Source organism: Mycobacterium triplex (assembly GCF_000689255.1).
Taxonomy (GTDB): domain Bacteria; phylum Actinomycetota; class Actinomycetes; order Mycobacteriales; family Mycobacteriaceae; genus Mycobacterium; species Mycobacterium triplex.
Map to the genome: position 1 here is coordinate 47,066 of NZ_HG964447.1, position 18,811 is coordinate 65,876.

At 65.2% G+C, this 18,811-nt stretch carries 27 protein-coding genes and 1 pseudogene; 13 read left to right on the plus strand and 15 right to left on the minus strand.

The genetic code is table 11. The features are described 5' to 3' along the window. Positions 1-64 precede the first annotated feature (64 nt). Both BN973_RS31860 and BN973_RS27710 read left to right on the plus strand, forming a co-directional pair. Complete coding sequence (locus tag BN973_RS31860; protein ID WP_225337327.1) at positions 65-835, plus strand: hypothetical protein; 771 nt, start codon at positions 65-67, stop codon at positions 833-835. Continuing rightward, positions 832-1,221, plus strand: a complete 390-nt coding sequence (locus BN973_RS27710) for a nuclear transport factor 2 family protein (protein WP_225337326.1) — start codon at positions 832-834, stop codon at positions 1,219-1,221. The genes BN973_RS31860 and BN973_RS27710 overlap by 4 nt, the downstream gene beginning before the upstream one ends. On the opposite strand, the gene BN973_RS27715 is transcribed toward BN973_RS27710, so the two are convergent. From BN973_RS27715 to BN973_RS31250, 3 genes are read right to left on the minus strand one after another with little or no spacing between them, the layout of a single operon-like run. Then, positions 1,218-1,631 (minus strand): hypothetical protein, encoded by a 414-nt coding sequence (locus BN973_RS27715; protein ID WP_036473418.1) that lies wholly within the window; start codon positions 1,629-1,631, stop codon positions 1,218-1,220. The two genes, BN973_RS27710 and BN973_RS27715, sit on opposite strands and share 4 nt — an antisense overlap. 24 nt (positions 1,632-1,655) lie before the next feature. After that, positions 1,656-1,970, minus strand: a complete 315-nt coding sequence (locus tag BN973_RS27720; RefSeq protein WP_036473419.1) for a type II toxin-antitoxin system PemK/MazF family toxin — start codon at positions 1,968-1,970, stop codon at positions 1,656-1,658. Continuing rightward, positions 1,967-2,173 carry a hypothetical protein gene (locus BN973_RS31250; protein WP_139813875.1) on the minus strand — a complete coding sequence of 69 codons (207 nt, stop codon included), beginning with the start codon at positions 2,171-2,173 and terminating at the stop codon, positions 1,967-1,969. Before BN973_RS31250 ends, BN973_RS27720 begins: the two co-directional genes overlap by 4 nt. A gap of 17 nt (positions 2,174-2,190) precedes the next feature. Between BN973_RS31250 and BN973_RS31255 the strand changes: the two genes are divergently transcribed. The 4 genes from BN973_RS31255 to BN973_RS27740 all read left to right on the plus strand — a co-directional run bounded on the left by BN973_RS31255 (position 2,191) and on the right by BN973_RS27740 (position 4,368). After that, complete coding sequence (locus BN973_RS31255) at positions 2,191-2,337, plus strand: hypothetical protein (RefSeq protein WP_156959195.1); 147 nt, start codon at positions 2,191-2,193, stop codon at positions 2,335-2,337. 92 nt (positions 2,338-2,429) lie between these two features. Further along, positions 2,430-2,675, plus strand: a complete 246-nt coding sequence (locus tag BN973_RS27730; protein ID WP_036474016.1) for a hypothetical protein — start codon at positions 2,430-2,432, stop codon at positions 2,673-2,675. 467 nt (positions 2,676-3,142) lie between these two features. Next, positions 3,143-3,502: a hypothetical protein gene (locus tag BN973_RS27735; protein ID WP_036473420.1), complete on the plus strand. Its 360-nt coding sequence runs from the start codon at positions 3,143-3,145 to the stop codon at positions 3,500-3,502. A 38-nt stretch (positions 3,503-3,540) separates the two neighbouring features. Continuing rightward, positions 3,541-4,368 (plus strand): hypothetical protein, encoded by an 828-nt coding sequence (locus BN973_RS27740; RefSeq protein WP_225337324.1) that lies wholly within the window; start codon positions 3,541-3,543, stop codon positions 4,366-4,368. A 394-nt stretch (positions 4,369-4,762) separates the two neighbouring features. Here the strand turns inward: BN973_RS27740 and BN973_RS27745 are convergent, their stop codons facing one another. The 7 genes from BN973_RS27745 to BN973_RS27775 form a co-directional block, all read right to left on the minus strand. After that, positions 4,763-5,176, minus strand: a complete 414-nt coding sequence (locus tag BN973_RS27745) for a PIN domain nuclease (RefSeq protein WP_036473422.1) — start codon at positions 5,174-5,176, stop codon at positions 4,763-4,765. Next, positions 5,167-5,361, minus strand: coding sequence for a hypothetical protein (locus tag BN973_RS27750; RefSeq protein ID WP_036473423.1), 195 nt, complete (start codon positions 5,359-5,361; stop codon positions 5,167-5,169). Before BN973_RS27750 ends, BN973_RS27745 begins: the two co-directional genes overlap by 10 nt. 159 nt (positions 5,362-5,520) lie before the next feature. Further along, positions 5,521-6,504, minus strand: a complete 984-nt coding sequence (gene ligD / locus BN973_RS27755) for a non-homologous end-joining DNA ligase (protein ID WP_306460743.1) — start codon at positions 6,502-6,504, stop codon at positions 5,521-5,523. A gap of 141 nt (positions 6,505-6,645) precedes the next feature. Beyond that, a complete protein-coding gene (locus BN973_RS27760) occupies positions 6,646-7,569 on the minus strand; it encodes a discoidin domain-containing protein (RefSeq protein WP_036473425.1) in 924 nt (307 codons plus the stop codon). Positions 7,570-7,572: 3 nt separating this feature from the next. Continuing rightward, on the minus strand, positions 7,573-7,956 hold the full coding sequence (locus BN973_RS27765) for a hypothetical protein (RefSeq protein WP_036473426.1): 384 nt from the start codon (positions 7,954-7,956) through the stop codon (positions 7,573-7,575). Continuing rightward, positions 7,953-8,354: a PIN domain-containing protein gene (locus BN973_RS27770; RefSeq protein WP_051641673.1), complete on the minus strand. Its 402-nt coding sequence runs from the start codon at positions 8,352-8,354 to the stop codon at positions 7,953-7,955. The genes BN973_RS27765 and BN973_RS27770 overlap by 4 nt, the downstream gene beginning before the upstream one ends. Beyond that, the gene (locus tag BN973_RS27775; RefSeq protein ID WP_196771116.1) at positions 8,351-8,593 is read right to left on the minus strand and encodes a type II toxin-antitoxin system Phd/YefM family antitoxin; all 243 of its coding nucleotides are present in this window, start codon (positions 8,591-8,593) and stop codon (positions 8,351-8,353) included. Before BN973_RS27775 ends, BN973_RS27770 begins: the two co-directional genes overlap by 4 nt. A gap of 206 nt (positions 8,594-8,799) precedes the next feature. Here BN973_RS27775 and BN973_RS27780 point away from each other — a divergent pair, with 206 nt between their 5' ends. Further along, entirely contained in the window at positions 8,800-9,291 is a 492-nt protein-coding gene (locus BN973_RS27780; protein ID WP_036473429.1) for a hypothetical protein, read from the plus strand. 30 nt (positions 9,292-9,321) lie between these two features. On the opposite strand, the gene BN973_RS30825 is transcribed toward BN973_RS27780, so the two are convergent. Both BN973_RS30825 and BN973_RS32235 read right to left on the minus strand, forming a co-directional pair. Then, positions 9,322-9,720 carry a transposase gene (locus tag BN973_RS30825; protein WP_308012934.1) on the minus strand — a complete coding sequence of 133 codons (399 nt, stop codon included), beginning with the start codon at positions 9,718-9,720 and terminating at the stop codon, positions 9,322-9,324. Next, a pseudogene (locus BN973_RS32235) lies at positions 9,702-9,797 on the minus strand (helix-turn-helix domain-containing protein); the annotation flags it as partial. The gene BN973_RS30825 and the pseudogene BN973_RS32235, both read right to left, overlap by 19 nt. Positions 9,798-9,895: 98 nt before the next feature. Between BN973_RS32235 and BN973_RS27785 the strand changes: the two are divergent. Next, positions 9,896-10,192 carry a hypothetical protein gene (locus BN973_RS27785; RefSeq protein ID WP_036473430.1) on the plus strand — a complete coding sequence of 99 codons (297 nt, stop codon included), beginning with the start codon at positions 9,896-9,898 and terminating at the stop codon, positions 10,190-10,192. Positions 10,193-11,185: 993 nt separating this feature from the next. On the opposite strand, the gene BN973_RS27790 is transcribed toward BN973_RS27785, so the two are convergent. Genes BN973_RS27790 through BN973_RS27800 form a run of 3 tightly spaced genes read right to left on the minus strand, consistent with a single transcriptional unit; the run spans position 11,186 to position 13,647 of the window. Continuing rightward, complete coding sequence (locus BN973_RS27790) at positions 11,186-11,512, minus strand: hypothetical protein (RefSeq protein ID WP_036473432.1); 327 nt, start codon at positions 11,510-11,512, stop codon at positions 11,186-11,188. A 51-nt stretch (positions 11,513-11,563) separates the two neighbouring features. Further along, a complete protein-coding gene (locus tag BN973_RS27795) occupies positions 11,564-12,931 on the minus strand; it encodes a cutinase family protein (RefSeq protein WP_036473434.1) in 1,368 nt (455 codons plus the stop codon). Then, positions 12,928-13,647 carry a hypothetical protein gene (locus tag BN973_RS27800; RefSeq protein WP_036473435.1) on the minus strand — a complete coding sequence of 240 codons (720 nt, stop codon included), beginning with the start codon at positions 13,645-13,647 and terminating at the stop codon, positions 12,928-12,930. Before BN973_RS27800 ends, BN973_RS27795 begins: the two co-directional genes overlap by 4 nt. Positions 13,648-14,217: 570 nt before the next feature. Between BN973_RS27800 and BN973_RS27805 the strand changes: the two genes are divergently transcribed. From BN973_RS27805 to BN973_RS27825, 5 genes are read left to right on the plus strand one after another with little or no spacing between them, the layout of a single operon-like run. Further along, on the plus strand, positions 14,218-14,418 hold the full coding sequence (locus tag BN973_RS27805) for a hypothetical protein (protein WP_051641674.1): 201 nt from the start codon (positions 14,218-14,220) through the stop codon (positions 14,416-14,418). After that, entirely contained in the window at positions 14,412-15,434 is a 1,023-nt protein-coding gene (locus tag BN973_RS27810) for a hypothetical protein (protein WP_036473437.1), read from the plus strand. The genes BN973_RS27805 and BN973_RS27810 overlap by 7 nt, the downstream gene beginning before the upstream one ends. Before the next feature lie 3 nt (positions 15,435-15,437). Beyond that, positions 15,438-15,755, plus strand: coding sequence for a hypothetical protein (locus tag BN973_RS27815; RefSeq protein WP_036473439.1), 318 nt, complete (start codon positions 15,438-15,440; stop codon positions 15,753-15,755). Between the two features lie 15 nt (positions 15,756-15,770). Continuing rightward, complete coding sequence (locus BN973_RS27820) at positions 15,771-16,271, plus strand: hypothetical protein (RefSeq protein ID WP_036473440.1); 501 nt, start codon at positions 15,771-15,773, stop codon at positions 16,269-16,271. 36 nt (positions 16,272-16,307) lie between these two features. After that, entirely contained in the window at positions 16,308-18,806 is a 2,499-nt protein-coding gene (locus BN973_RS27825) for an ATP-binding protein (RefSeq protein ID WP_036473441.1), read from the plus strand. Positions 18,807-18,811: the final 5 nt, after the last annotated feature.

The following is an 18,811-nucleotide window of genomic DNA, read 5'->3' on the forward strand; positions in this document are numbered from 1 at the left end:
CGTGGAGTGCGCGGTAAGTCTCTCTGCGTCTCGTTCAGTCTCGTTGATAGGTAGGCTGATCAACGTGCGTGTGATAGCTCTGAAATCCCTCCTCGAGGAACGCCACCTGCACGCCTATTCAGAGTTCGTCGCCGAATACAACCGGACCGCAAAGGAATTGGGCGTCTCACGCCAAGCAGCACCCCCCACGAAGGCGCAGTACTACCGCTGGCTCGGAGGCGAAATCCAGAATCTCCCACGCGGCTACCATTGCGCCGTGTTAGAGCGGATGTTCCCCGGCTGGTCCGCCAAAGAACTGTTTGGACACCCCGACACCCCGCACCGGGGCGATTTGCTGACCGGTGTCCGGCCCGGCATTGAACCGACCGACCTCGCCGGCCTATGGGTGACGAGCTACATGGTCGACGGGCTGCATCACGCCGATCTATCACAGGTCGACGTCACCAAAGGCGGCATAACAGCGACCAACTACCCACCGAGCCCACGACTCGAAGACCACGAACGCGGCTATGCCAACGACATCGAAGCCGAAGTCTTCGGCCGCCACATCATCGGAAAGTGGCGCAATGTCAACGACCGCTACTTCTATGGCTCCATCCATCTGGCCGTCTTGCCCGGCGAAACGTCAATGGACGGCTACTACACCGCAGTCCTAACCGACACCGAGGTCACTTCGGAGCGATGGCGATGGGCTCGAGTAGATCCTGGATCCCGCGCGGGCGTGGATCTAACGACCGTGAAGCTGGCAGAACCCAAAACGATCTTCCAAATCCTCAGCGACCGAACACGTTTCGACGGGCCAATCCCGCTCGCCCAGGTAACGGAGCACCCGTGAACGCACCCACACGCCACCAGCACGTGCGCCAACTCATCGACACCTATCTGCGCGCATGGACAACGCAAGACCCCGACCTGATCGTCACGATCTTCACGCCCGGGGCGACGTATCACGAACGCGTCCTCGACGAGCCGATGCGCACCACCGCCGAGATTCGACGGTACTGGGAAACCAAAGTTGCGCGCGAGCAGGCCAACATCGACGCGCGGCTCATCACCTTGTACGTCGACGGATCCACCGTCATCGCGGAATGGGAAGCCCGATTCGACGACCTCGTCAAAGGCCACCGCAAACTGATGCGAGAGGTGGCCATCCTCGAGCTCGACGGCGATCGGATCGCCAGCTTGCGCGAATACTGGGCGTCGAAACCGATAGACGCTTAGAGCGCCGCCTGCCCGTTCTCAGCCCGTTCCGCGGCAAGAAGGAGTTCGTTCCCGCGCTGCAGCAGGCCGTTCGCCGCCCGCATCAGCTCATCGAGCACCGCGCCGCGGTCGAGCTGGGCGAGCGCTTTGCGGATCAGGTTATCCCCAACCAGCACCAACTCGTCGGCGACAACTCGCGCCTCAGGCGGGGTGAGTTGCATGTCGAGCCCGATTCCGTTGTGCCGCACTGTATGTGCAGCGGGCTCCTCTGTCGAGCCGTCAGTGATCGCAAGCATGCGGCGGATATCGACACTTCGGAGTCGGTCCTGCAACTCGCGGTCGTCGAGGGCATCCAAGTCCGCGGCCGGGAGCTGGCGCGCTCGGACAATCAACGCGATCGCGGTATCCCGGTCCAGTGACATGGTGAGCATTCAGATCCCCTCCGATTCCATCCCCTAGGGCAGAGATATCCGCAGCCCTGCGCTGATCTCCCGCATTGTCGGTAGCGAAAGGCTGCCGAGCGATTCGATGAGTTCGTCGTGATAGAGCTGCACGATGTCGTCGACAAGCACAAAGCCGTCGAGCGGGTCAGCGTCGGTCAACGAGACAACGGTGGGTAGGCGGCGTTCACTCATGGTCGTCGTGGTGACCCGCGCCGCCAACACAGTGTCGAGGTTCCTGTTGCGAGAGTTGTTGCTCAGGACCACCCAGGATTCGGGTCCGTGTCCAAAATCGACGCGGTATACGTTGCTCCGCACCCCGCGATTCACCGCTCGGCCCTGCTCCTACGGACGTGCAGGTTGCGCGCAGTTCGCCGCTCAACGCTGGCGGGTTCACTGTTGAACTCGGCCGCCAGTTCGGCGTACCCGACGTCGAGCACGCGCTCCCCCACCGCTTCCGCGCCGGCGTGGAGCAACGCGCGAAGCGCGCCGGCTTCTGATTTGATGTCGCCTTCGCCATGAAGGCTGGCCAACTGGCGTAATGCTGGCGATGACCGCGACCTGGTGGCAGTTGATGGTGCCGTTTTGGAGGTTGATGAGTTCGACGACGGCGTTTCTGGCCACGATCTTTGCGACGTCGTCGAAGGCATCGAGCCGGCTGACGGCGTCCTGGCATGCTTCGCCGGCGCTGAGATAGTCGCCGGCCTTGAAAGGCACCGTGGGGGTGGGCATACCACGAACCTTACAGCGAACACGCTGTAAGGTCAATTGTGTTGTAAAGTCGTGCGTGTGATCGAGCTGCTGTCCCTGCGTGGCTTCGCCAACCGCCGCGGCCTCGCACACGGGACCGTGCGCCGCTACCACGTCGAAGGCCGACTCCCGCAGCCCGATGGAGAACTGACCGACGGCGCCGACATCCGCCACCCAGGCTGGCTCCCAGACACCGTCGACAACTGGCAGCGGCCAGGACAAGGCGCTCGCACCGACCTTCAGTCGGTCAAAGGTTGCGGCGACGCAGCCAACGCGCGCCGATGAAAATCACCACCGCGACCACCGTGAGGATGACGAGTCCTGGCGCTAGGCGGAAGAGAGCGCCGGCCGCGTCACTGCCAGTGCGCCAAGCGAATCCGTGTACCAGCGTGTTGAAAAATCCGTGACCGGTGTGGTGTGCGCTCGCGAGGTGAGTCATGTGTCTTCCGCCTTTCGTTGGTGGGACTGTAAGTCCGCGAAGCGACAGCAGCGGATATACCGGTGGCCCGGTCGGCTGGCGATCCCCGTGAGGCGGCAGATCAACGAGCAGCCCTCCCCCACCATTGAAGGGATCAGCACCTGCGCCGGCGACCTGCCCGAGAAGAAAGAGACGCATATCCTCGCCCCGGCCCAGCGGAAGCTATCGCAAGAGGCCCGCTGAAGGTACGAGCCAGATAGGTGGATTTGTTCCCTCAATCGTCACGTGATGCAGGCTGCATCACCTTGTCAGCGGTGGACCGCATAATCCAGGGATGCGGCAGGATGGGAACGCTGGGCGGCCGCGCAACGCGGTTGAGGCATATCTCGAACAGCTTCGGCAGGCTGAGCTGGTCGCCGAAGCAGAGGATGCGGCGCACGGGAAGCACTATTTGTCTGTTGCCACAGGAGATTTGGAGACCAGTGATGACGTGGCGCGGGTCGAGCAGCTCACCGCTACGGCCTGGGCCGGGCGTGAAGGCGCACACATGACCTCCTCTCGAGGAGGCAGTGACTACGTGACGCTGGTGATCGAGGGTCCGTCTGCCGCGCAGTTCGTCGACGAGCTGGCAGACCTGGCCGAAGAACTCGATCCGGGATTCTGGCGCATCTCCCGCTCGTCGAGCCAATTTTGATGTACGGCTCGGTTGCGCGGGCCAGACAAGGACCAAGGATGACCGCCACCCATCGCGCGTTGCCCAGGTTCGCCGCGGTCTCGACCATCATCGCGACCCTTTGTGCCACCGCGAGCTGCGATTCAACGCGTCACGCTCAGGGAAGTCCAACGCCGACGGCCCGCGCCTCCGGCTGGCCGACAACCCTGAACGACTTCACGGTGGTCTGGACCGCTGAACCCGGCATCGACGTCACGACCGGGCCCGTGGTAGCGGTACGCGCCTACGCCGAGTCCTACCTACTCGCCTCCATCACAGGAGACAATCGCTACCTGTATCCCGGCTTCCAGCAGTCCGTCGATCCCAACCAATCCATCGACCATCCCACCGGCACGCAATACCTCTGGCCGAAGCACTACGAACGCGAACACCCGTGGGTGGGCACTGACCAGGTGCACATCTCCTCTGTAACGACGTCCGGCCGCGACGTGACGGTGCTGGCTTGCGAATACACGTTTGGCACAGCTCAACTAGCCCGAGACGGGTACGAACCCAACATCGCTCTGCCGCCACCGCATTCAGGCATTACATCCATGCGGATCACCATGACGGCTCCCGCAAAGCCGGCACCCCAATTCCCCCAGCAGGGACCGGCTCGCGCACCGTCGGCCGACGTCTTCAACGGCTGGCGGATCACCAGCCATCAAGGCGGCTACTTCGCGCAGACCGGGATCGGCGACGAATGGCCAAATGTCATCGAAGACGAAAACACCTGTATCGCCAAGGCGCCTCAACACCCCGATCTCAAACGCGGCGGCCGATATCCTCGCGGCGACTTTCCTACCCAACCGGCATCTCCCGGATGGCCGGCCCCCAGCGCGGTATAGCCGATTGCTATACGCGCCTATACGTGGCTATAAATCGTGGGCCTCGCGAGCGTAAGGGTCGCTGACCAACCACCGCGTGATGGTGGGGTCACCACCATCCCAACGTCCGGCTTGTAGCAGCTTCGTTGCGCTTCAACGTGATTGAGGGCAGTTCGGTTTAGCGGGCGGGGAAAAGAGCCTCGGTCGTAGCCGGCGCTGGATCCGCTGTCAGCTAATCGCGGACATGGCCAGATTCCCCAGTTTCGATGAGAATGCTGCCCAAGGTTCACTGAGATCGGACAAGTATCGCACCGGCGTCTGAAGGTTATGGCGTCGATTTCACGCGTCCTCTGACCCTCTCCGCGTTTCGTCACGTGACGGGCTGTCGTTGTGCCCGTAACTGGTCAAGGGCGCTCTAGTCGACGGTCCCAGCAGGCACCACCCACTGGCAAGGTTGGCCAGTCACTGCCGAAATCAGGTCGAAGTCTGCGTCGTAGTGAAGAACAGTGAGTCCGTGTTCTTCTCCGGCGGCGGCGATGAGTAGGTCAGGAATCTTGCGGCCGCGCTGGCTTCGCTGAGCCAGGAGTCGCTGGACCTGAAGCGCGCGACGATGATGCGATTCGGTCGATTCCACAAGCTCGAATGCATCCAACGCCGCTATTAAGTCGTCCCACTCGGCTTCATTCCTCGCCGAATAGCCGACCTCGAGATCGGTGATACGGGCCCGCGCGAGTTCGCCCGAAGCCGCGAGCGGTTCCACCACCTCCCGGACGCTGGGCTGGCTGAGTCGCTTTATCACACTGGTGTCGATAAGAAACGTCAGCGCCATGCCTCGGCGCGATCTTCGGACGGCGCGGCGGCCAGTGCATCCAGAGCGGAGGCCACGTGTTCTGCGCGGTGCGACGTCGCGCGGCGCAGAGCCGCGTTCACCGTCTCTTTGATCGTGGTTGTTCCCAGTTCTGCGCGAGCCATCTCCAATGCCTGTTCGTCAATGTCGATCAGATGCTTGCCCACGTGCCTAGTATATACAGGGAGGCGCGCGATATATACCCGCGGTACGGCCCGGTCGCGAGTCACCAGAAGGCGGTTCGCCCCGGGTTCGATGAGAAAGCGTGAGGTCCCCCAACAGGGTCCGGGTTTGTCCCCGCCTGAGGCAACCGCGTCGTAGCTGCTTCAGCGGTCGCTCGGGATACGGATGTGGGCGGGGTCGGTGTTCCGTAATCCTTTGAAGCTGGCGTGGCGAAGCCAGCGGTGGGCCACATATTCGCGGTAAGCGACTTCGCAGACCAGTTCGGGTTCGACCCACGACACCCCGTGTGCCTCAACGGGATTGGCGGCGGGTGTGGCGGTGCGCGTGATGGGGTGGAGCATGGCATAGAGGTACCGGCGGGTGGTGTCGCTGAATCCGGTTCCGACTTGTCCGACGACGATCAGGTCGCCGTCGTCGTTGTGGCCGGCTAGCAGCAGTGAGCCGATACTGGTGCGTCCCCCGGGACCGGCGGCGTGGCAGTAGCCCACGATGATCAGTTCGCAAGTTGGGCGGACGAGGGACTTGATCCACTGGGTGGTGCGGCCGGGCCGGTAGGGCGCGTCAAGGCGCTTGGCGACGATTCCCTCCATCTGGTGGCGGGCCGCGACGTCGAGCATGTCTGCCGGGACCACCGCGGTCAGGGCACGCGGAATGGTCAGGGTGGGCGACTTGTCGACGACCATGAGTGCGTCGAGCAGTTCGCGGCGTTGGATATACGCCTGAGTGGTGAGGCTGCGGTTGTCGAGCGCTAGGAGGTCGAAAGCCAGCAGGCGGACGGGCACTTCGCGCAGCAGCTCGGGGTGTGGTCGACGTTGCTGTGGCCAGCGGCGCTGCAGGCGGGTGAACGATGGCCGGCCGGTGTGATCGACGGCGACGATCTCGCCGTCGAGAACCGCTTGGCGATCGCCGATGGCGGCGGCCACGCCGGCGAGTTCGGGGAAGGTCCGCGACACGTCTGCACCATGGCGGGTGAAGACCGTGACCGCGCCGTGCTGGACGTGGACGGTTGCTCTCTGGCCGTCAAACTTCCACTCGACGGCCCAGCCATCCGCGCGTCGTGGCGGGGTGCCGAGCGTCGCCAGCATCGGTGCCCATGCCGGATTTCGCACAGGCGTCTGGGTGGCCACCGGATCGACGGTACCCGCCCGCTCGGCGGTGGGATCTATCTGCGTGGTGATGGTCCGGTGATGCAGCCTGCATCACGGCTTAGTGGGCGTGGACGATATTCCGCGGCGCTTCGCCGGCGCGACGGATCTGCACGTCATACCTCACGTCGGGTGGGTGCCTTCGGTGCCGATGAATTGAATCTCGCTGATAGCTACGGTGGTCACCTCATCGGGAGTCCCCGACGCGGTTGGGCTTGGGGACGTTGCGGATTGAGGCGGATCAGAGGTTGCTTTGACGCGGATGAGTAGTTTGCTGACAGTGGCTGGTGGATTGAAGGTGATGAAGCGCCAATCCCTGGCCCCTGCGGTGTCGATGACGACGGGGTCGCGTTTGAGGTCCTTGGGGAACCACACCTCGAGTTGGGTGACAATGCGGTGCTTGGACCATTGGTCGGAGCCGTCGGGCGCGGTGGCGTCGAAGCCGCCGATGGCCCGGAGTTGGGTCAGGGTGACTTGGCGGCCGAAGTCGACTTGCAGGGTTTGTCCGTCCTGGTTCTTGACCCGGGTGCAGACCCATGCGGTGTTGAAGTCGCCGTCGAAGGCCCGGTTGGCGTCGGAGTAGTTGGCGTCGCGCGGGCACACGTCGCTGGCGGTGACCCCTTTGAGGATGGTGTCTTGCCGTAGCGGCGCCTGTGAGGGTGGTGGCGGTGCGGTCGCGGCCGGTGTGGTGATGTGGGGTTGCGGGTTGATGTCAGAGGTGAGGTAGTTGACGGCGGCCAGGGCCACCAGCAGGATCACCACGGCGGCCGCGGTGATGAATGCGGTGTGCATTCGGCGATCGGGCGGCACTCGCTTGTTGAACGCGCGGCCGCCGGCGCGGGCCGCGCGTCCGGACGCGCGTAGGGCGCGGGTGAGCAGGCCCGGCTTGTCCGGCGGTTGACTGTCGTTGGGGGTGTCGTCGTCGGGTGGTGGGGGTAGGCCGCGGCGGGCGGGCCGGGTGGTTGTGCGTGGGGCCAGCGAGGCCAAGATGAGGCGGCCGTTTTCCCAGCCGTGGTCGGTGTGGAGGACTTGGTCTGTGCTGCTCATGGGCTACAGGGTGTCGCTGTCGATGGTGTTGTAGATGGCGTCATGGGCGAGCTGCTGGCTGCTGCGCTCAGGTAGTGCCGGGCGGCTGTAGTCCGGGCGTAGCGTGACCGGCGGTGTCGCCATAGGCGGACCGCTGTAGTAGTGGTGATGGTGGTTGATCTGCGTCAGGTGGGGGCCGGGAGCGGCGGCCTTGGCGGGAGCGCGGCGGGGATGGCGCCGGCGGCGCACACGGCGGATCTGGCGGGCGGCCACGCGGGCGGCGGGCCAGGTGAACCAGAGCGCTCCGCACAGCAGAAGGCTGTAACCGAGCGCGGCGTCTTCGGGGGCGCCGAAGAAGTGGACGGCGGCGCCGGTGAGCAGCACCGCGGCGATCAGGGCGCGTATCACGGTGAACCTCCGGGCGAAGTTGTGGTGATGTGGTGGGCTGCGGCGTCGCGGGTCAGCTCGGGGTTGTAGGTGATCAAGGTGTGGAGTCGGGGGCCGGCGGACAGGGCGGCGGCGATGTGGAGCGCGTTGGTGGTGTGCCCCGGGGCGGGGGCGAGCTCGATCGCGACGTCGAGGAGCCGGTCGGTGACTGCGACGAGGTCCAGGCCGGCCAGGACGTGGTGGGCGTGCTCGGCGGCGTCGGGGTGAAGAGTGGCCACGGTGCGCATGACGTCGGCGCGGCTGAGGGCGCACGTGAACCAGGTGGTGTCGGTGCGCGAGCGCAGGTAGTCGGCGAGGGCCGGGGACTCAGGCGTCGTGGTGATGAGTTTCATGATGGCGGTGGGATCCAGGTAGATCACGGCGGCGGGGACTGGGGGCTGTAGCGGCGGTGCGGGTGGTCAAGGATCTGGGCCGGGGTGAGGCGGGCGGGCGTGACTTCCTTGCTGGCGATCAGGGCCGACCAGGCGTCGTTGGTAGCGGGAATCAATTGCGCGACCGGGTGCCCGTGGTGGGTGATCTCGATGGTGTGGCCGTCGGCCACCGCGCGCAGAAGCACACTCGCATTCTGGCGCAATTCACGGACACCAACCCGTTTCATGTAGCACATCGTAACTCAGCGTGCTACATGAGGTACACAATCTGGACCGTTGTTTCAAGTTGCCTCCCTTGGCTGCCCACACCTCGAACGATTCTCCGACGGCTAGGTGCCCAACTCGCCTCAAAGTGCCTGGTCTCCGACCAACGATTCGTACGCCTTGGGTGGCTGCTGAGTAGCCTTGACAAAGATCAGGCGCGGCCAGTCGCGTGCGGCCTGCGGCGGAGGAGACGACGACGAGGATCTCTCTCGACGACTTCGTCAACACCCTCGACCCGGCCCGCGCGACTGTTGAGATGTTCAGCCCGTCCCTGCACCTAGAAACCATCGACGCCGTCTACGACTCCGGAACGGTGCTGTGGCGCGCCGACATCACGATGACCCACGTCGACTCCCACGTGGGGGACCCGGACGTGGTCGTCGGCCAGAGCTACTTTGTCATGGCCCGCACCGGCGTCGAAGGTCTCGCCCAGGAGTTGCTCGGCCGCGAGGAGTTCCACCACCTACGCACCGACCGGTTCGCCCCACTGTTCGACGACCACTGCATCGGACCCGAGCTGGCACAACAGTTCTCCGACTGTGTCGAGGTCGTCATGATCGCGCTGTGGATCGTCGTGGACCCCGCGCTGCAGGGCCACCGCCTTGGCGCGTGGTCCCTATGCTGCCAATGCATCGAAACGTTGACGTCCTCCTCTGGCTGAAGCCAGGGGATTCCAACCTTCCCCTACAACCTATGCGGCAGGAGAGTCGTGTTGAGGTTCACGGTTCATAGACCGGCTAGCGCCGAGGTCTCCCCGTGCTGTCACCGCCCGTCCGGCGGCGATATTGCGTGCAGCGTTTACGTCGGCGTTGCACGGACCTGTGGTGCAGGACTCGCAGTCGAATACCGCTTGGCTCTTGCGGTTTCCGGCAGCGACGTGCCCGCACGCCGAGCAACGTTGCGACGTGAATGCGGCCGGGATCTGCTCGACCCGACCGTAAGCTTTGTGCTGCAGCCGCGCGGCGAGCAAACCCCAACCGCTGCGGCTGATTCGGCGCGCGCGGCAGTCAGCTGGGCGCACTGCTCGTGATAGCCCGGCGCGCGACGGCCCGGTCGCCAAAACTGCTGCTGCTCGACCGCCAAATTCCACACATACCGGGCGTGCCGGCAATGCTCAGCCAACCCCACCACCTGACCAGCAGCGGGAAGCAACCGATAACGCGACACCCCCGCAACCTAACCCCCACCACCGACACCAGAGTGAAAGGAGAAGCGGCGTTTCCTCCCGCGGCTAAAGCTACGGGTCTCCACGCCGCGACAAACCGATGATCCCCACGTCCAACGGGTTGATCCTGATGCATCCGCATTGGGATTCCGAGGCTGATCCGGCACCGTCCGTCGAGCAGTTGGAGACGGTCGAACGCCTGAACAAGTACTGGATGACCGCGGGTATGGTGCCGCTTACGGCGGGCCCGCAGTTCCTCGGCCAGCACGCCAACCGTCACGCGCTGAAATTCGCGCTGCACGCCTATCGGCAGCGCTTCTTCGACGACGACTACCTGATCGAGGTGCCGCTGGACCCGCTTCGGCAGCGGATCCGCGACGGCGACGACTTCCTCTGACGGAAACTAGTCGATGCCAACCGTTAGTCGAACGAGCGAGACGCGGCGGCGGACGGCAGCAGGGTGAAGCACGGGTCGGCGTACTCAGCCTGACGCATGAGAACCGACTCGGATCGGAGAAACGGTGAACCACAACGCGAAACTGCGGTGGCCGATTGTGGCCATCGTCTTGGCGCTTTTAGGTCTATGGATCACATGGGATCACCCGCATCTCATCGATAAGGTGACGGGCGTTACCGTCCTCAGCCTCGGTGCAGCGGGAACGGTTTGGGGACTCGTCGAGAAATGGCCGCTTTGACGTCCCTCTGGAGGGCAGGGACAGGTGGGGCTCCCCTGGCTCCGACCAGAGGAGGACGTCAACGTGCCCACGACTATGCCCCGGCGGCGGCGAGTTTGTTCGTTGCACTTGAGGCCCAACGTCCCGTTTGGTGAGGTCGAATCGTTGTCCCTGCGGCGACGTTATCCGCGGTCACCACCACGACGCGGAGACGACAACCCAACTGCCGCATCTGCCACACCCACGGACTGTGTTCTGCCACTCCCTGGCCCCGGGGGCTCACGCAGTGACCCGTGCGGAAGGGTCCGGTCGCGCGGTACCGGCGCGGGCGGCTCGGCACGCCGTGGCGCACGTTGGCGCGGGCTGGCGCGCATCCGGTGATCGAGGGTGTTTGAGGGCGGTGAAGCGTCGGGATGAACCGCGGTCTGCCGGTGCTTGCGGGGCTGTGGCCGGCGGCTTGGTGCCGGGGTCGGTCGGGGCGCCTGCAGAGCCTTGGCGGAAGGTCTGGGCGCGGGCTCGGAGGGCGGGTTGAGTGACCAATGACGGGGACTGTGCGACCCGTGATTGGTGCGTGGTGGCGCGCTGTGGAGCGGCATCCCAGCACCGGCCGGGGCAGGGCGTTTTGGTGGCGGTGGGGCTGCTGGTTGATCGCGAGCGGCGGGGCCCGCCGGTGGGCGTTTGGAGGTGGGTTGGCGCGGCCTGGAGCGGTCGGTCGGTTACCGGCGGTCGCGTGCTCGGTCGGTGTCGAGTGCGGCGCGTAGCGCGGCAATGTCGGGGTGGCGAACGTAGACATCCCAGTTCTTGTCTAGGTCGCTGAGGTCGTGGCCGGCGGCCAGGTCGAGGCCGAGCTCGGTGAGGCGCGCGGCGAGCTGGCTGGGTTCGCGGCACAGCGTATAGACGGGCCAGTGTTCGGTCTTGCTCGCGGCGACGGCGCTGGTGGCGCCGGGGGTTTCCGACCAGCCGGTGAGGGTGATTGCGCCGGTCGGTTCGCGCAGCAGCCAAAGCCCGTAATCCATGTGGGTGGTCTCCTGGTAGACGGTCATTTACGAGCTCTGGGCGGGGGTGTCTGGGGTCATGGGTGTCCGGGGTGCCTTTCAGACGATTCTGTTGAGTTGGTTGACGAAATAGCGTTGGACGAGCTGGGTGCCGGTGTGGCCGGCGGGGTCGAGGCGGGCGGTGTCGTAGTCGTTGTGGTAGTCGCCCTTGATGAATTCGGCGAAGTGTTTGAGTGCGGTGGCGACGGTGGCGGCGCTGAACTGGGCGAAGGTGGGGCCGAAGATGCCGGTGGCCTGGGTTCCGATGCCGCCGGTGGCCACGCTGATGGCGTTGATGACTGCGGTGACCAGATCGCCGAGGCCGGGGCCTGGGTGGGCGAGGCCGGCCCCGACAGGGCCGAAGGCGCTGACGTTGATGGCGTTGGTCTGCTCCTGCATTTTCGACAGCGCGTTGGCGACGTTGGCGGCTTTGGTTGCGATGGCCGTGATGAGCACGGGCAGTGCGGTCCACGCGCGTGCCTGGATGAGGTTGATGATTTGGCCGGCGGCGTTGAACAGCTCGGATGCGGTGGCCGCGACCTGTGGTCCGGCGAGCCAGAACAGCTGTTGGGCCAGTGCGACGCCGAAAGCGACGCCGCGGTGGACGAGGTCGGGGATGAGGTTGGGGTCTTTGACGAGCTGCAGGATTTGGTTGACGGCGGCGGTGGCGGGGGCGATGAGGCCGGCCATGAACATGGTGGCGAGCTTTTGGGCGGAGCCGGCTGGATCCGAGGCGTCGAGGTGAGATCCGAGGTGGCCGATGAAGCGCATGACGAGGTCGGCTTGGGGCAGGTTGCAGAAGTAGTCCAGCGGTGCGCAGATCGACAGGATGCCGTTGCGTTGAGTGAGCGCGCCGAAGCCGCCGGCGCGTACGCCGGCGAAGCCGACGCCGGGCTGGTTGAGCCCGATGGTGGGCTGGCCTACCGGGGACTGTGAGGGGTCGGCGACGAGGGCGACGCCGAGGAGCCGGTTGGCGGGGATGGCGCCTCTGTTGTGGCCGATTGCGGCTGCGATGTCGCCGGCGGCGTCGGCGCCTTGGCTGTAGCCGGTCAGCAGGAAGTTGGTATGTGGGCAGCGGTAGGCGACCGTTCTCATGTGGGCGTCGGCGCTGTCGATGCCGGCTTGTTTGGAGGCCAGGTAGCCGCCGCCGTCGGTGCCGCCGAAGATGGTTGCCGGGTAGGGCGTGTAGAAGGTGTCGACGGTGAGGTGAACGATCCGTTTGATCGGTTCGAGGATGTTGCCGAGGATGCCGACGGGTTTGGTGGGGTCGGCCTGCGGGGTGGTTTGCGTGGTGCCCGGGATCGCGATCGCTTCGATGGCTGGGCAGGTGGCCGGTGCGGCATGGGCAGGCGCAGCGGTGGACAGCAGCAGGGTGGCGGTGAGGGGTAGCGACACCGCCAGTGGAGTGCAGCGGTGGCGGATGGTCATGCTGCTGCTGCCGCGCTCTCGAAGTGGCTGCTGATTTTGCGGATGGCGCGTTGGGCGCGGCGTTCGATGGCGCCGACGTTGGCGCCGAGGCTGCGTGCTGCGCTTCTGGGGCTGTAGATGTCGGTGTTGAGGTAGAGCGCTTTGAGGGTCTCGTATTCCAGGGCGGTGATGATGCGGTGGTCGCGGGCCTGGGAGAGCAGGTGCGCGGTGTGGTCTTCGTCGGTGCCGGTGTCGCTGCGGTCGAGGATCGCGGAGTGGGGGTCGACGCGCACCGCCGCGGTGGGGGTGCCGGCGCGTGGCCGGGCGGCCATGACTTTGCGCAGGGTGGCGTTGTAGAGGTAGCGCGACGTCAAGATCTGTGGTTCTGCGGCGGTGCGGATGAGGGTGAAAAAGATGGTCAGGGTGTCGTTGTCGCGGGCGTCGCGGTCGGTGGACAGGTAGCCGTCGGGGTCGGCGAGTTCGGCGATGCGGCGCAGGGCGTGGCGCATCAGGACGGCTGCCATGAGCAGGGCGTGGCGGTCGCCGTTGCGGGCGTAGCGCGCGAGGGTGGGCAGCACGGTTGATGCGGTGGGCAGGTGCGCGCAGATGGCGTTGGGGGTGTGCGGGGCGCGCGGGTGCAGGGATTGGATGAGGGTTACTGCGGGCGTGAGGTCGCCGCGGCGGGGCTGGGTGAGCAGGCGGTGGGCCTGGTCGGCGAGTTGGTCCCAGATGGTCATTGGATTCCTTGGCGTCGCGGGGAGGTGACGCGCTTATGGAATCCGGGGACGTTGTTGCGGGGGTTTGCGAAGCGGTGTTTAGAGCGGTTGACAACCCGTCCTCATGGAGGTGACGTGCGTCACATCCTGGAGTGGTGACCTTGGGTTATGTGGTTGTCAGCTTGGTTGACGGGAAATGGGTGGGCGCCGCTGTCGGAGGTTGCTGAGCGCGGCGTACCCGGAGGCCGGCGCATCGGTTCGCGGGGCGGCACCTGGGCATAGCGATGCGTGGGGGCCTTCGGCCGGGGTGCGGCGGGGATTCGTCCGGGCTGTCGTCACCGCATATGCGGTGATGCGCTTGGCGCATACGTTGACGAGCTAATGCAGGAGGGGGAGGCGCTCGTCCGTGGCTTCCGCCTCGCGGCTACAGCCGAGCCGAGCGTAATCCCCCTGTCAAGCATCGAGCGAACATCGCGATGTCATACGCGCGTATGCGTTACCAATTCGTTATGTATGCGGTTGTCGCCAAATCGGTGTTTTGGCCCGCATTAGAGGGCGTCCGAGCATCTACCCCTCTTGGAGGCCTTACCGATGGCGCAGCCGATTCGCCGCACCCACGCTGCGGTCCGCTCCTACTGCGACCAGCTGCGCGAGCTCATGGACCAGCTGCGGTCCGACCCCCTCAACGAGGCCAAGTCCGTGGCCCTGGTCGCGCACATCATCAACAACCGCAGCACGGCCCTGCAGCTGCTTGACGTGCTGGAAACCCAGGCGGTGGGGTCCGTATGTTGACGCGCTCCATCGCCGGTGCGCTGGACTCGCTCTTTCTGCGCGTCAGTGGCGGGGACACCATCCGCGCCGATGAGCTTCGCGCCCGAGCGAGCGCGTCGTTTCTGGCGTTCATCATGATCAGTTACATCCCGCTTCTAGCCGGGGTTGTGCTGCTCGTCATGAATCGGCCGCATGCAACCGATACAGCGGCCGAACAAGACCAATTCACGGCGGTGAAGTCCTACGCAACCCGCTACGTGGATGCCTATCTGAAAGACCCGTCGAACACGGCGGCGATCAAGCAGTTCTACGACGGCGATATCCCCCCGTCTGCGCTGCCGGCCGGCGGGCGGGCGCTGCGCGCCGCGTCATGTCTTCCGGGTGTTTTCAACGACGGTTTTCAGACCTATTCGGTCGTCGTTGACGCCGAGATCCCGAAGGCCGCCAACGCCGCGTCCATGGTGCCGGTCAAGCTCCAAGTCGATATCTCAGCAGACACCCACAACTTGTACCGCGCGTTCACGCTTCCGCACGCACGACCGGATCGCCAACCGGGGCTGCCGGTGCAGCTGGCCACACAAACATTGGTCTCCGAAGACCGGCCGGTGTACAAGACCGTCGCCGGGTTCCTCGCCGCGATGCTCACCGGGCAGGGAGACCTGACGCCCTACATCTCTGCGGCGGCCAAAATCACGGCCGAACAACCACCGCGCTTCACCACGATGGCCATCGAGCGCGTGCAAACCAATTCCGAGGCTGCCACCGCCCAGGACGTTCCTCCCGCAGCCGACGGCATTGAGGTCACGGTGCGGGCCGTGATGCAAACCGCCAGCGGCGTGCTGATGCCGATGGATTTCCCCCTCGTGATGTCGGTGGCAGCAGGCCACTGGCAAGTCGACCGGATCAACGATGCGCCCAGCATCATCCCGCCCAACCAAGCAGGGCCGTCTGGACCGTCATTGACCCCAACGACCACCGCCACAACGTCCACCAAATCACCGCGCGGCTACGCCACCAACAGCCCCGAAGGGAGCTAACAAATGATCACCACCGTCGCCTCGTTCATCGCGGACGGATCCGCCTCAGCAGCAGCCACCCATGTCCGAACCGTGGCAGCCCCGATTTGGGATATCGGCGCCAACATCAAAAACCAGGGCATCAGCTTCGCGGTGTTCTTGGCGATGGGCGGCACGGCGGTCTTGGCGGTGTTCGAATACTTCGTCGTCAAGAACAAGACCGCCGCGCTGAAAACCGTCGCTGTCGGTGTCATTCTCATCGGCATTATCGGGGCACTGCCCTCGCTGGGTGTGGTGTCCAAAGACACCGTCCACAGCCTGACCAACAGCGGAACCCGCTGAGCCGGGACAGCGCCGATGTTTGTCGCCAAGTGGTACACCCGAGCCTCGCGGGTCCGCATCGTCATCGCCAAGTTCGACGGGCGATGGAAGCTCCCCGGCGGACCCTTCCCGATCCCCGAGCTGATCGCGCTCGTCGGTGGGTTGTTGATCACCCTGTTCGCGCTGCCCCGGTTCGGCGATCCCTTACTGACCGGCGCGGTGGGAGTGAGCGTCACAGTCGCCGCGGTCGGGGTGATGCGGCGCATGCCGTACTCCCCCGTCAAATTCAGCACTCGGCTGCACCGAATCTTCCTCCTCTACACCAGTCCCCGAAGCAGCAGCGTCAACGAACAGCGCCGCGTCGAGGCCGTGTCGACGGTGCGGCCAACCATCACCATTCTCGACGCAATCGACGCGGCGCCGGTATCGCACCGCGCCGAATCGCGCCCACATGCGCCGACCGCAACAGTCACTGATTCCGGGTGGGACGACCTGTTCGACCGGCCGCACAGCACTGCAGCAGAACTGTTCACCTGATCACCGCCTCAAACACCCTCGAAGAAGGACGCTCTGATGGCTCACCAGCTCGACCAGAACCTGCAACCCACGATGTCGGTGATGGGCAACCTGCGCCGCATGCGCGATGGCGCAATCTGGGCCGACTACCGGCTCACCGGACTGGCGTATGGATACACCAGCGACGAACGCAAATACGACACCTTGATCCACCACAAAAACCTGATCCGAGCGCTGCCGAACAACGCGGTCATCGCAGGCGTCATCGCGGCGATGAATCCGGACGAAATCCTTGCGCGCGCGATCGCCGGAACAGACCTCAGCGCCCGTCCGATGTGGCGCGAGGAATGCGAGGGCAAGCACGAGTACTTTTCGTCCACGGTGCACGCCGCCGAGCGGATTTTCGTGCTGTCATTTCCGGTCACCGACGCCGACGTCGTATCCGATCTCACCGGCTGGGGCGGCGTGGCGCGCCGCTCGGCGGAGCGTGACCGCGTCGAGATGGCAAGGGCGGCAGCGCTAGCGGCCGCGATCGTCGCGCGTCTTCCGTCGGTGTTTGCGTTCGAGCCATTGACGGCAGCGCAGATGGTGTGGCTGTGGAACCATGCGTTGTCACGCGGGACGCGCCGCGAGGTGTTTCCGCCCTCGATTTCGTCGAACGTGTCCTCCCCCGCCGGAGCGTTCGCCGCAGCGGAATTCGACGAAGGTGAACGGCGTGGCGACCGCAAGCGGTGGCGGCCGGACAGCTTTGCGCCGCTGGTGAAGATCAGCCAGCCCGGCCGGATCGGCGCGGCCACCTCATGGCAGACGCTGCTGGCGATCGAATCGCTTCCCCTCGAGGGGTTGCAGTTTCCGGGGTCGGAGTTTTTCACCATCGCCGACCGCGTCGATGGATTCGACGTCGACTGGGCAGCGCGGATCAGCAAGACCAGCCGCGAGCAGGCGATCGCGCGCAACACCAAGAACCTGCGGCGGCTCAATGAGCAAGTCGGTGAGCGCGACTCCGAGGTGTCCTTCGCCCAAGACATGCTGTCGCAGCAGGCGCTCGATCTCGGCGAATACAACGCGCTGTTGGAAACCAACGACGACGAGATCGAGGTGTCGATGTGCCCGATCTTCGCCATCGCCGGCGCCTCGCGGGCCCAGTGTGAGGACGGGGCGCTCAAACTGGTGCAGGCCTTCGAACGTAACCGCATCAAAGTGGTCGCCCCGCTGGGCGGGCAACGCGAGCTGTGGTCGGCGATGAATCCCGGCGGTGCCGGCCTGCGTGTGGTTGCCGACTTCTCCCACGTCACCATCAGTGAGTACCAGGCCGCCAGCGTGCCGTTCGCGACCAATGCCGTCGGTGATGCGCAGGGGCCGATCATCGCGCTGAATTTGTCGGGTCGGCGCAATCAGCCGGTGCACCTGGAGTGGTGGCGTGAGCCGCTCAAAGACGCGTCCTCGGCGATCGCGATCGCCGGTGAATTGGGTGCGGGCAAGACCTGGCTGATCATGTACATGCTGTTCCATTTGGTCGACATCGGCGGTCAGTTCTTGGCGATCGACCGCACCGATTCCGGGGAGTACGCGCGCCCGGCGGCCACCCTGGGTAGTCACGCGATCATCGACCTGATGCGGCCGCAGTGGTCGATGGATCCGCTGCGCACCTTCCAGGCCGATATTGGGGTCGACTCCGCCGTCGAACTGCTCACGCCGCTGTTCGAGTGCGAAGCGAACTCCCCGATGGGAATGACACTGGGTGAGGTGCTGCGCCCGGAATGGGGGGTGCGCTCGATCCCGGACCTGCTTGCCGTGCTGCAGCGCGGGGCTGACATGGGCAAGTTGGCCGACGGCAAGCCGCTGCCTTCGGGATGGGATGAGCTGCACCGCCACCTGGCCTACTGGTCAGGCCGCCGCTATGCCGCGGCGCTGTTCGACCCGAATCTGCCGTCGCTGGATCTCAACACCGAAGGCATCGTGATCCGCACCAACAGGGTCGAGGTGCCCACCGGTGAGGAAGTGGCGGGCCGCGAGGCGCTGAGTCCGAGCAAGGTGTTCGGTCGGGCGATCTATGGGCTGTCGATGGAGTTGGGTCGCCAAGCATTCCAGCTCAACAAAGCGCGACCGGCCGCGGTGGCCCTCGATGAGGCCTACCACGTGACCTCCACCTCCACCGGTTTGGCCCGTACGGCGCGGCTGGCGCGCGACGGCCGTAAAGACAACATTTCGTTGATCCTGGGAAGCCACGACCCGGTCAACGACTATCCCGCGGGCACCGCATTGGACCTGATACCGATGCGGATCGTCATGCGCCACCGTGACGAGACGCTGGCCAGGCGGTCACTGAAATGGCTGGGGATCGACCCCGACAAGAACCCGCACATCGTGCGTGACTTGACGACCAACACCTCACCCAAAGGCGCCGACGGCAAGGTGGTGCGCGGCCGCGAGGGCGAGGGCTACATGCGCGACGCCCGCGGCGCGATCGGCCGCATCAAGGTGCTCGGCCCCTCCTCGCCGCTGCGGCGCGAAGCGATGAGCACCACTCCCCCCGACCACAGCCAAGTCGCCTAGCCCAC